Annotated in this window: 9 protein-coding genes; 5 read left to right on the top strand and 4 right to left on the bottom strand. The window is 65.5% G+C overall.

The genetic code is table 11. The features are described 5' to 3' along the window. Positions 1-166 precede the first annotated feature (166 nt). Positions 167-1576 (top strand): NCS1 family nucleobase:cation symporter-1, encoded by a 1410-nt coding sequence (locus AC0J5K_RS00600; RefSeq protein WP_048529058.1) that lies wholly within the window; start codon positions 167-169, stop codon positions 1574-1576. A 161-nt stretch (positions 1577-1737) separates the two neighbouring features. Here the strand turns inward: AC0J5K_RS00600 and mutY are convergent, their stop codons facing one another. Beyond that, positions 1738-2778, bottom strand: a complete 1041-nt coding sequence (mutY, locus tag AC0J5K_RS00605) for an A/G-specific adenine glycosylase (protein WP_074837464.1) — start codon at positions 2776-2778, stop codon at positions 1738-1740. 282 nt (positions 2779-3060) lie between these two features. Between mutY and AC0J5K_RS00610 the strand changes: the two genes are divergently transcribed. Genes AC0J5K_RS00610 through AC0J5K_RS00620 form a run of 3 tightly spaced genes read left to right on the top strand, consistent with a single transcriptional unit; the run spans position 3061 to position 5371 of the window. Continuing rightward, positions 3061-3570, top strand: coding sequence for a DUF721 domain-containing protein (locus AC0J5K_RS00610; protein WP_274563622.1), 510 nt, complete (start codon positions 3061-3063; stop codon positions 3568-3570). Between the two features lie 23 nt (positions 3571-3593). Further along, on the top strand, positions 3594-4268 hold the full coding sequence (locus AC0J5K_RS00615) for a DsbA family protein (protein WP_074837466.1): 675 nt from the start codon (positions 3594-3596) through the stop codon (positions 4266-4268). Continuing rightward, positions 4265-5371: a CaiB/BaiF CoA transferase family protein gene (locus AC0J5K_RS00620; protein ID WP_048529065.1), complete on the top strand. Its 1107-nt coding sequence runs from the start codon at positions 4265-4267 to the stop codon at positions 5369-5371. The genes AC0J5K_RS00615 and AC0J5K_RS00620 overlap by 4 nt, the downstream gene beginning before the upstream one ends. 302 nt (positions 5372-5673) lie before the next feature. Here AC0J5K_RS00620 and AC0J5K_RS00625 read toward each other — a convergent pair whose 3' ends face one another. Beyond that, positions 5674-6693 (bottom strand): IS110 family RNA-guided transposase, encoded by a 1020-nt coding sequence (locus AC0J5K_RS00625; protein WP_074838651.1) that lies wholly within the window; start codon positions 6691-6693, stop codon positions 5674-5676. A 100-nt stretch (positions 6694-6793) separates the two neighbouring features. Here AC0J5K_RS00625 and AC0J5K_RS00630 point away from each other — a divergent pair. Beyond that, a protein-coding gene (locus tag AC0J5K_RS00630) for an IS630 family transposase (protein ID WP_420398614.1) occupies positions 6794-7740 on the top strand; the annotation gives its coding sequence in 2 pieces (ribosomal slippage) (positions 6794-7135 and positions 7138-7740; 945 coding nt in all). Positions 7741-7764: 24 nt separating this feature from the next. Here the strand turns inward: AC0J5K_RS00630 and AC0J5K_RS00635 are convergent. Next, positions 7765-8658, bottom strand: a complete 894-nt coding sequence (locus AC0J5K_RS00635; protein WP_048529067.1) for a DUF2189 domain-containing protein — start codon at positions 8656-8658, stop codon at positions 7765-7767. Positions 8659-8848: 190 nt separating this feature from the next. Next, entirely contained in the window at positions 8849-11746 is a 2898-nt protein-coding gene (locus AC0J5K_RS00640) for an error-prone DNA polymerase (protein WP_274566257.1), read from the bottom strand. Between the last annotated feature and the right edge of the window lie 215 nt (positions 11747-11961).

Below are 11961 nucleotides of genomic sequence, written 5' to 3' on the forward strand. Positions count from 1 at the left end.
AACATAGGCTGAAAGTCCCTTCGTGATTGTCATGGTGCCCTTGGGGAAGCATTCTATCTAACATGTTATATGCGGTATTTGCTGAATCAACAGCTTTGCCGAAAGAAAAGTCCGCACAGGGCGACACGGGGTCTCCAGGCCCGGCACAGCAACAGGGAACACGCTGATGGACACAATCGCACACACCGAAATGATCGCCGACGAGGACGCGCTGCGCCCGGTCACGGCAGAGGAAAAGAGCTGGGGCTGGTTCGCCATCTTCAACGTCTGGGCCAACGACATCCAGTCGCTGTTCGGCTATTCGCTGGTGGCCTCGCTGTTCATCTCATACGGGGTCAGCGGCTGGACCGCCTTTGCCGCGCTGATCACCGCCGGGCTGATGGTGATGTTCCTCGTCAACCTGTCGGGCGCGGCGGGCGAGAAATACGGCATCCCCTATCCGGTCTTTGCCCGCGCCAGCATGGGCACCCAGGGTGCCAAGCTGCCGGCGGTGCTGCGCGCCGTGGTGGCCGTGTTCTGGTACGGGGTGCAGGTCTATTTCGCCTCGACCGCCCTGGCGCTGCTGATCCGCTCGCTGACCGGGATCACCGGCGGGGCCGAGATGCTGGGGCTGACGGCCGTAGACTGGCTGTCCTTTGTGCTGGTCTGGGGGTTCCACATCGTCATCTTCTGGCGCGGCATGGGCTGGGTCGAAGGTTTCCTGAACATTGCCGGCCCCTTTGTCTATGCGGTGATGATCGGGCTTGTGGTGGTCCTCTGGATCAAGTCCGACGGCCAGCTGCTGAGCCAGGCGCAGACCATTTTCGCCAACCCCGAAGGCACCTGGGGCACCGAGTTCGCGGGCTTTGTCGCCATTATCGGCACCATGGTGGCCTATTTCGCGGCGGTGATGATCAACTTCTCGGACTTTTCGCGCTATGCCAAGGACAAGCGCGCCATGGTCAAGGGCAACCTCGCCGGGCTGCCGTTCAACATGATCCTGTTTTCGGCGCTGGCCCTGCTGACGACCGCCGGTGCCGCCGTGGTCTATGGCGAGGCGATCATCAACCCGACCGAGATCGTCGGGCGTACCGATAGCGTGATTCTGGGGATCATCGCGGCGGTGACCTTCTTTGCCGCCACCGTGGGCATCAACCTCGTGGCCAACTTCATTCCGGCGGTGAACGGCATTGCCAACCTGGCGCCCGAGACCATCGGGTTCCGCAAGGCCGGGCTCATCACTTCGGGCTTTGCCCTGGTGATCGGCGGGCTCTGGACCGCAGTGATCAGCGAGATCGGCATCTCCGGCTTCGTCAACACCCTGGGCGCGACGCTGGCACCGCTCTATGGCATCCTGGTGGTCGACTACTACCTGATCCGCCGGCAGAAGCTGAACCGCGACGAACTCTACAACATGTCGGGTGGTGCCTATCACTACGGCAACGGCTGGCATGACAATGCGCTGGTGGCCTTTGGCATCGGCGCGGTGTTCTCGGTGGCCACGGTCTGGGTGCCGGCGCTGGGTGCGCTCACCGGCTATGCCTGGATCATCGGCGCGGCGCTGGGCGGTGCGATCTACTGGTGGCGCTGCAAGTAAGCCGCCTGACGTGAATTGAAATCCGGGCCCTCGCGAGGCATCGCGGGGGCCTTTTCGTTTCGGGTCCGAGCGGCCCTTTGCAGAGCTTCAAGCGCGCGAGCGCGGCCGAAGGCCGCCACGCATCGCCGCTCGAGGAGCATTTCACAGCTCTCCCGGATGCCTCACTTCTGCGCCAGATCAAAGGCCTTGCGCATGACGGTTGGCAGGTCGCCGGGCCGAAACTCTTCGTGAAACTCGCCGCGGGCCGGGGCGCGGTCCATCGGCACCAGCGCGGTCTTGACCGTCAGGCGCAGGTGGAAATGGGTGAAGGTATGGCGCGCCTCGGTGTTGAGCGCCTTCCACTCGGCGCGGATCGGCGGGTCTTCGCCCGGGGCTTCGTTCCAGTCCGATCCCGGCCAGCCGAGCATTCCGCCCAGAAGGCCGCTGTCGGGGCGGCGTTCGAGCAGATAGGCACCATCGACGCGGCGGGCGATATAGGCGATGCCGTGGCGGATGGGCTTGGGTTTTTTCGGGGTCTTTTTCGGCAGGTCGGTGGCGCTGCCCGCCAACCGCCCGGCGCAATCGTCGCGCCAGGGGCAGAGGCCGCAGGCCGGATTGCGCGGCGTGCAAATGGTGGCGCCGAGGTCCATGATCGCCTGCGCGTAATCGCCGGGCCGGGCCTGCGGCGTGAGGGTCCGGGCCAGCGCGGTGATCTCGAGCTTGGCCTGAGGCAGCGGCGTGTGAACGTCGTGCAGCCGCGTGATGACCCGCTCGACATTTCCGTCCACCACGGTTTCCGGCAGGTCAAAGGCGATGGCGGCGACGGCGGCGGCGGTATAGGGGCCGACGCCGGGCAGCGCGAGCAGGGCGGCGTGATCGGCCGGAAACCGTCCGTCATGTTCGGCAACGACGGCGCGGGCGCATTTCAGCAGGTTGCGGGCGCGGGCGTAATATCCGAGACCGGCCCATTCCGCCATCACATCGGCGTCCGCGGCGGCGGCCAGATCGGTGACCTCGGGCCAGCGCGCGGTGAAACGGTGGAAATAGTCGCGCACCGCGGCAACGGTGGTCTGTTGCAGCATGACCTCGGAGAGCCAGACGCGATAGGGATCGGGCCGGGTGCCGGCCTGGCGCGCGGCGGGGGGCACGCGCCAGGGCATGGCGCGGGCATGACGGTCGTACCAGGAAAGCAGATCGGCGCTCAGGGTCGCGGGATCACGCATGGCGGGCACCCGATCCCCGGCGGCCTTTTCCGGCCAGGGAAGCGCGGCCTCCCGCAGGGATTGCAGGCATCTTCGCGCAAAGCGATTGCGACGACCTGTGCCGCTTGGCGGCACCACCCGTCCGAGGTCGGGCCGGGCGCTTGCGCGCCTCGTGCCGGGGCGCGGGGCATTGACGGAGAGGGCGGCTGTTCACGAATATCTCAGGAAGCTGTGCATAAGTCGGGTTTTGCTGGCGCAGGGCGCGCGGGACACTAGAATAGCCCCAGCGAGAGGGAGTCAATCGTGCCGCAGCGAAGAGCGACGACAAGGGGCTTTGCCCGCACATCCAAGCTTTTGAGCCAGCGTATCCAGCGCGCCAGCGAAAGCCGGGGCTTTGCCGAAACCCGGCTGCTCACGCATTGGCCCGAGGTCGCCGGCGCGGATATCGCGAAAATCGCCCGGCCGGTGAATGTCTCTTTCGGGCGCGGCGGCATCGGCGCCACGCTGACCCTGCTGACCACCGGCGCCAATGCGCCGATGCTCGAGATGCAGAAAGACCGGCTGCGCGAGCGGGTCAACGCGGTCTATGGCTACAACGCCATCGCGCGCATCAAGATCACCCAGACCGCGCCCACCGGTTTTGCCGAGGGGCAGGCGCAGTTCACTTATGGCAAGCAGGCCAAGACGCCACCGCCGCCGGACCCGAAAATCGCCGCCGAAGCGCAGTCCTATGCCGAAAATGTGACCGACGAAGGCCTTCGCGGGGCGCTTGAAGCCCTTGCCCGGAACGTTCTATCCAAGGCCAAGACATGAAAGATCCCGAGAGGAAACAAGATATGAAGCGTATGATCCCTGCCTCCCTTCTGGCGCTTGTGCTGCTGGCCGGCGGCGGCTGGTGGCTGCTCAATCAGGGCGCTGGCAGCACGGCCATCCCGGCCGGTGCGCTCGACGCGCAGGAAGCCTCCGAGGATGTCGATACCTCGACCATCAAGGAGATGGTGCTGGGGGCCGAGGATGCGCCGGTGACGGTGATCGAATATGCCAGCTACACCTGCCCGCATTGCGCCAATTTCCACGCCGGCCCCTACAAGAACCTCAAGGCCGATTACATCGACACCGGCAAGATCAAGTTCGTCTACCGCGAGGTCTATTTCGACCGCTACGGGCTCTGGGCCTCGATGGTGGCGCGCTGCGGCGGTGAAGAGCGGTTCTTTGGCATCACCGATCTGATCTACAAGGGACAGAGCGATTGGGTGGCTTCGGGCGATCCTGCGACCATCGTCGGCGAGCTGCGCAAGATCGGCCGCCTGGCCGGGCTGAACGACGAGGCGCTGGAAAGCTGTCTTCAGGACGGCGACAAGGCCCGCACCCTGGTGGCCTGGTTCGAAGAGAACGCCAAGGCGGATGACATCAGCAGCACTCCCTCTTTCGTGATCGACGGCGAGCTTTACACCAACATGCCCTATTCCGAGTTCCAGGCGATCCTGGACGAGAAACTGGGCGACGCATGAGCCCACTTGCCGGGCTCAAGGTCATCGAGCTTGCACGCATTCTGGCCGGCCCCTGGGCCGGTCAGACCCTTGCCGATCTCGGCGCCGAGGTGCTCAAGCTGGAAAGCCCCGAGGGCGACGACACCCGCCGCTGGGGCCCGCCCTTCATCGAGCGCGACGGCGAAAGATCGGCGGCCTATTTCCACGCCTGCAATCGCGGCAAGACCAGCGAGATCGTCGATTTCCGCACCGAAGAGGGCCAGGCCCGGGTGCGCGAGCTGGTGGCCGAAGCCGATATCGTCATCGAGAACTTCAAGGTCGGCGGGCTGAAGAAATACGGGCTGGATTATGAGGCGCTGCGCGCGGTCAATCCCGGCCTGATCTACTGTTCGATCACCGGTTTCGGGCAGGATGGGCCTTATGCCCATCGGGCCGGGTATGACTACATCATCCAGGGCATGTCCGGGCTGATGTCGATCACCGGCGAAAAGGGCGGCCAGCCGCAAAAGACCGGGGTGGCGATCACCGATATCTTCACCGGCGTCTATGCCACCACCGCCATCCTGGCGGCGCTGCACCAGCGCGGGCAGACCGGCGCGGGCCAGTGGATCGACATGAGCCTGCTGGATTGTGCGGTGGCGGTGACGGCCAATCAGGCGATGAATTACCTCAGCACCGGCCGGGCGCCGGGGTTGATGGGCAACGCGCATGTGAATCTGGCGCCCTATCAGGTGTTTGACTGCGCCGACGGCTATATCATCATCGCCACCGGCAATGACGCGCAATACCGCCGGCTCTGCGATCTGCTGGCGCTGCCCGAGCTGGGGCCCGACCCGCGCTTTGCCACCAATGCCGACCGGCTCGATCATCGCGAAACCCTGACCGAACTTCTGGGCGCCGCGACGGCGCGCTGGGCCAAGGCCGATCTTTTGGCCGCCTGCGAGGCGCAGGGCGTGCCGGCCGGGCCGATCAATGACATGGCGGAGGTCATGGCCGACCCGCAGGTTCAGGCCCGCGGCATGCAGATCGAGGCGGATGGCGTGCCGGGTGTACGCTCGCCGTTCCGGTTCTCCGGCGCGGACCTCGCGCTGGGCAAGGGCGCGCCGAAGCTGGGCGAGAGCTAAAGCGTTTCGGCTTGAATCTGAATCGCGAGGGATTCCCTTGAGGCATCAGATGTGATTCATATGTGGACGCCGCCTATGGCAAGGGTTGATTTTGTCGGTTGCGGTGATCGGTTGCTTTCATATGTCCGGCCTGCTTGCGCGGCTGTCTTCTGCCGCTGGCCCTGATGGAAATCCGCCGGTGAGGTCCCTGATCAACCTGGCGCGCTTTGGAGGCGCGTTGAATCAGACGGGTTTGCTTCACCTTTGGCTCGATCGTTACGCATCATCGACTGCCATTGCCAATCTGGTTTCGGCCGGTGCTGTCAAACGGGTCGCCCGTAGGGCCTGTAGGTCTCGCCGCGCGTGAGCAGTACCCATGCGATGCGGGCGAGTTTGTTTGCGAGCGCGACAGAAACAAGCCGAAACGGCTTTTTCTCCAGCAATCCGTTCACCCAGTCCGTCATCGGCGTCGGGTTTCGCTTGGCGTGCCGCATGACTGCCGTGGCCCCGACGACCAGCAATCGCCTGAGATAGCGGTCGCCCTGTTTCGAGATGCCGCCAAGCCGGGTCTTGCCACCTGTTGAGTGCTGCTGCGGCGTGAGCCCAAGCCAGGCAGCGAACTGTCTGCCGGAGCGAAATTGATCCGGGTCCGTAACGGTCGCTGCGAGGGCGGTCGCGGTGATCACACCGACGCCGGGGATGGCCGCGAGCCTGCGGCTTGCCTCGTTCCCGGCATGCCAGGCCTTCAGGTCCTGATCCAGTGCGCCGATCTCTTCGGTCAATTCAGCGATCCGGCGGATCAGGATCTCAAGCGCCCGGTGGGCATAGGCTGGCAGGGCTTCATCGGCAAATGCCCGATCCGCCAGCTTCACCAGATTGGCGATGCCCGGATTTGCGACAAGGCCATATTCGGCCAAATGCGCGCGAAGCGCATTCGCGGCCATGGTTCGTTGGCGCACGAGTAGCGATCGGGTCCGGTGCGCCATCAGGATGCTCTGTTGTTCTACCGTCTTCACAGGAACGAACCGCATCGTCGGACGCCCAACGGCCTCGCAGATCGCTTCGGCATCCAGAGCGTCGCTCTTGCCGCGCTTCACGTATCCCTTGACGTAAGACGGCGGCATGATCCGCACGTCATGGCCCATGGCGATCAACGTCCGAGCCCAGTGATGCGCCGTGGCACAAGCTTCCACACCGATCAGGCAGGGTGGCAGCTTCGAGAAGAACGGGAGCATCTGTTTACGATGCAGCTTCTTCACCAGAACGGTCTTCCCGGCCCCATCCACGCCATGTGCCTGAAAGACACTCTTAGCCAAGTCCAATCCAATTGTTGCTATGTTCATCGGAACGCTCCTTTCCTGCTTTTGCGTGGTACTCCGCACCACATCTGGCGCTGAGCTCGCAGCGGCGTCCACATCATCATCCTCATTGGGAGGATGGATCATGTCAGCACCTTTGCCTGCGGCGCTTCGGAAACGGTTTCAGAGATATATTGAGGAAGGATTAAGCGGGCGTGCGGCAGCGTTGCGTCTGAAGGTGTCACCGGCCACTGGCGCACGGTGGGCGCGTCAGGTGCGGACCAAAGGTCATGCGGGACCGGCTCCCCAGGGACCTCCACGCGGCAAGGGAAAGCTGGCGCCGCACCAGGGTTTCCTTGAGGAGTTGGTCGCGCAAGACCCCGACATCACGCTCTTCGAGCTGCGCGATGCGCTGGCCGATGCCGAGGGCGTGCGGGTGCATCATTCTTCCATTGCCAACCTGCTGTCCCGGCTCGGTTTCACGTACAAAAAAAGTCGCTGGTCGCCGCCGAGCGCCGCCGCGCCAAGGTAAGACATCAGCGCGTCGATTGGTTCAGGCATCGGCTTCCCGCCGTCTCGGTCTTTCCTGAACGCGTTGTCTTCATTGACGAAACGGCAGTGAAGACGAACCTGACCCGCCTGCGCGGCAGGGCAAAGCGAGGCGAGCGCCTGACAATGGACGCCCCCTTTGGCAGCTGGGGCACGCAGACGCTGATCGCGGGGCTGACCCAAGACGCGCTGATCGCGCCCTGGGTCATCAAGGGCGCGATGGATGGCCCGGCATTTGCCGCTTACGTCGAAAAGGTGCTGGTGCCGGAACTGGAACCCGGCACTGTCGTGATCCTCGACAACCTTGCCACCCACAAGAATGCCGCTGCCGCCAAGGCCATGCGCGACGCCGGGTGTTGGTTCCTGTACCTGCCCCCATACTCACCCGATCTGAACCCCATCGAACAAGCCTTCTCCAAGCTGAAAGCTCACCTCCGACGCATCGGCGCAAGAACATTCACTGAGGTCTTTGAGGCAATCGGATCAATTTGCAATCTCTACGAACCAACGGAGTGCTGGAACTATTTCAAGGCTGCCGGATAGGTCTCAGGTTAATGTCGAAACGCTTTAGGCCTCGGAGACCGGCGCCTTGGCGGCGGGTTCCGGCGGCGCCACCGCCCGGCGATAGAGATGCCAGGTGGCGTGGCCGAGGATCGGCAGCACGAAGATCAGCCCGACGAAGAGGGTGACGAAGCCCAGCGTCAGGAGCGCCGCGACGATCATGCCCCAGACGGCGACCGTGATCGGATTGCGCCAGGCCACTTCGACCGAGGTGGCGACCGCCAGCGGCAGGCCGACCCGCCGGTCAACCAGCATCGGAAAGGAGATCAGTGCGGTGATCAGCACCAGGGCGGCAAAGACAAACCCCAGCGCCAGGCCAAAGCCCAGCATCTGAAGCCCTGCCGTGGTCGTGAATACATCCGTGACGAAGGCGCTGGCAGAGGTTGGTGCCGCCGGCCCGAGCGTCGCGTTGTACAGCACCAGCGCGGTCATCATCCAGGCGACGAAAAGCGCCATCAGATAGCCGCCCAGCACCACCATGGGCGCCGCGGCAGGGGAAAAGGCGACACCGAAGCCGTCGCGCCAGCGCGGCGTCATCCCGGCCTCGCGCCGCCGGCTCATCTCGTAGAGTCCGACGCCGGCCACCGGGCCGAGCAGCGCAAAGCCCGACACCAGCGGGAAGAGCAGCGGCAGAAGGCTCTCGGTCGCGGCGAACCACGCCAGGACAAAGCCCATCACCGGATAGACCAGCACGATCCACATCACATCCGTGCGCATGGCGAGGAAATCCTCGTACCCCTTGGACAAGGCGATGCGCAGGTCGCCAATGTCGATATCGCGGATCACGATGGGGCTCGTTTCGTGTGGATGCAGCTCCTCGACGATCTCGCCGGTCGATGTGAGGCCCTTGCCAAGGGCCTGGGCCGACCAGGAGAGCGGGTTGCCGATTGTCTCAGTCATGATGTCGTCCTTCCGCCAGTTGCTAACAGGAGGGTCCGGACAGGGTGGTTTCGGTGTCCGAAACCCTGAGGCAGATTCAGTGTAGCAGCTTCGCGGGCACTTGTCCGGTGCTTAGGCTGAGGTCACAAAGGTTTGCATGGCTGTGTGCTGGCGGCGCCCGGACCGGAGGCGCGGCCCGCCGCTGGCCGGCTCAGCCGGCAGGCGGCGTCAGCCGGTCGCGCAGCAGCGCCAGGGGGTGGGCGCGCAGGGTCAGGCGCAGGGCGACGTAATCCTCCACCACCTCCTCGCCCAGGGTCATCGCCGGCAGGCGGGCCTCGGGCTCGTCGATCGCCTCGCCGTCGAGATCGCCGTCGAACAGCGGCAGCGCCTTGGCGGCGGTCAGCGCCTTGGCCTCCCAGAGCGCCTCGCGCCGGCGCATCAGCTCGGCAAAACAATCCGCCTCGGCCAACCGCGCCAGCACCGGCGCGGTCAGCCCGGCGCGGCGCCAGACATCGCGCACCGACCGATACCCATTGCCGCGTGCGGCGGTGATCCAGCCGGCATCCTCCTCGGCCAGCCCCTTGATCTGGCGAAACCCCAGCCGCAGTGCCAACCCGCCGCGGCCGTCGGGTTCCATCACGTTGTCCCAGTAGCTCGACTGGATGCAGACCGGCCGCACCACCACCCCGTGTTCGCGGGCATCGCGGACGATCTGCGATGGCGCATAGAACCCCATCGGCTGGGAGTTGAGCAGGGCGCAGGCAAAGATGCCGGGGTGGTGGCACTTGATCCAGGCCGAGGCATAGACCAGCAGCGCGAAACTGGCGGCATGGCTTTCGGGGAAACCGTAAGAGCCGAAGCCCTCGATCTGGGAAAAGCAGCGTTCGGAGAAATCCGCGTCATAGCCGTTCCGCTTCATGCCGCGCATGAAGCGGCTGCGGAAATCGCCGACATTGCCGTTCTTCTTGAAGGTGGCGAGCGCCCGGCGCAGCCGGTCGGCCTCTTCCGGGGTAAACCCGGCGCCGACGATGGCGATCTGCATCGCCTGCTCCTGAAACAGCGGCACGCCCAGCGTCTTGCCCAGCACCTCGCCCAGGGCGTCGGAGGGGAAGGAGACGGTTTCCTCGCCGTTCCTGCGGCGGATGTAGGGATGCACCATGTCGCCCTGGATCGGCCCCGGGCGGATAATCGCCACCTCGATCACCAGGTCGTAGAAACAGCGCGGTTTCATCCGCGGCAGAAAGTTCATCTGCGCCCGGCTTTCCACCTGAAAGACGCCGATGCTGTCGGCGCGGCAGAGCATGTCGTAGACCCTGGAATCCTCGGGCGGCAGGGTGGCGAGCTCCCAGCCCTGCCCCGTGTGGGTCTGCAACAGGTCGAAGGCCTTGCGGATGCAGGTGAGCATGCCGAGGCTGAGCACGTCGACCTTGAGGATGCCGAGGCTGTCGATATCGTCCTTGTCCCAGCAGATGACGGTGCGGTCCTCCATGCTGGCGTTCTCGATCGGCACCAGCTCGTCGAGCCGCCCCTCGGTGACGATGAAGCCGCCGACATGCTGGCTCAGATGCCGGGGAAAGCCGATGATTTCCTGCATCAGCGAGAGGGTCAGGCGGATCTGCGGATCGGTCGGATCGAGCCCGATCTCGCGCAGCCGCTGGTCCTGCAAGCCATCGGCGCCCCAGAACCCCCAGAGCTGCGAGGACATGGCGCCGATGGTGTCCTGGCTGAGCCCCATGGCGGCGCCGACCTCGCGGATGGCGCGTTTGCCACGATAGTGGATCACGGTGGCGCAGAGCCCGGCGCGGTGGTGGCCGTAACGGTCGTAGATGTGCTGGATCACCTCTTCGCGGCGCTCATGCTCGAAATCGACGTCGATGTCGGGCGGCTCGTCGCGCGCCTCGGAGACAAACCGCTCGAAGACCATGGTGCCGATCTCGGGGCTGACCGAGGTGATGCCGAGACAGAAGCAGACCACGGAATTGGCGGCGGAACCGCGGCCCTGGCAGAGGATGTTTCGTTCGCGGGCGAAGGCCACGATGTCGCGGACGGTGAGGAAATAGGGCGCGTAGTTCAGTTTCGAGATCAGCTGAAGTTCGTGCGACAGCATGGTCCGCACCTTGTCGGGCGCGCCTTCGGGATAGCGCCAGCGCAGCCCCTGGTGGGCCAGCCGCGACAGCCGCCCGGCCGGGGTTTCACCCGCGGCGATCTCTGACGGATATTCATAACGCAGCGCGTCGAGCGAGAAGGTGCAGGCCGCCGCCAGCCGGCCGGCGCGGGCGACGGCGGCCTCATGGCCGCGGAACAGCCGCAGCATCTCGGCTTCCGAGCGCAGCCGGCGTTCGCCGTTGGGCTGGGCGCGGGCGCCGAGCGCCTCGACCGTGGTGCCTTCGCGGATCGCGCTGAGCACATCGGCCAGCCGGCGGCGCGGCCCGGCATGCATCAGCGGCGTGGCAGAGGCGAGCGTGGGCAGGCCCAGTTTCGCGGCGAGGCTGGCGAGATGGTCGAAGCGGGCGGCATCGGCGCCGTCATAGGCCGGCGCCATCAGCAGCGACATCTGCCCGCCGAAGCGGCGCGTCAGCTGCTCCGACTGTGGCCACCACGCGCCCGCGCCGGGCGGTGCGACCTGCGCCCCTGGCGGGCCATGGAGCGCCAGGTGGAGACCTTCGGCGCCCATCTCCAGCAGGTCGGCCAGATACAGGATGCAGCTGCCCTTTTCCGCCCTGAGCCGGCCGCGCGAGAGCAGCCGGCAGAGCCCGGCCCAGCCCCGGCGGCTCTGCACCAGGGCGGTGATCGGCGGGGCATCGGTAAAGACCAGCCGCGCGGCGGGGATCAGTCGCGGCAGGGCGTGGCGCAGCGGGTCTGGCGGGGCCGGTTCGGGCGCCGGCGGGCCGATCAGGCCGTGGGCGGCGTCGAAGGCCTGGCGTTGCCTGACCGCGCGGGCGATCTCGCGCGCCTCGGTATGGGCGCGGACGATGCCGGCGACGGAATTGTCATCGGCGATGGCAATCGCCGAGAGCGCGCAGCGCGCGGCACGCTGCATGAACTCCTCGGGGTGGGATGCCCCGGTGAGAAAGGTGAAATTCGAAGTGATCGACAGCTCGGCGAACATGGGATGGGGCGAATCTTTGGCAGGCTGGCAGTATATTCACCTTTTGTTCCTGGGTGGAGTCCAGAATGCCCCGGGGTCGCGCCGATTAATTCGGGGTCGGAGGTTGCGTGCGGGCGCGGGCCCATCCCGGGGGGTGCCTGGCGCCGGGCCGGCGGTGGGGGGCTCTGCCCCCGTCCTTGCAGGACTCCCCCGGCGGTATTTGTGAAAAGAAGAAG

This window comes from Marinovum sp. E3 (assembly GCF_055755275.1).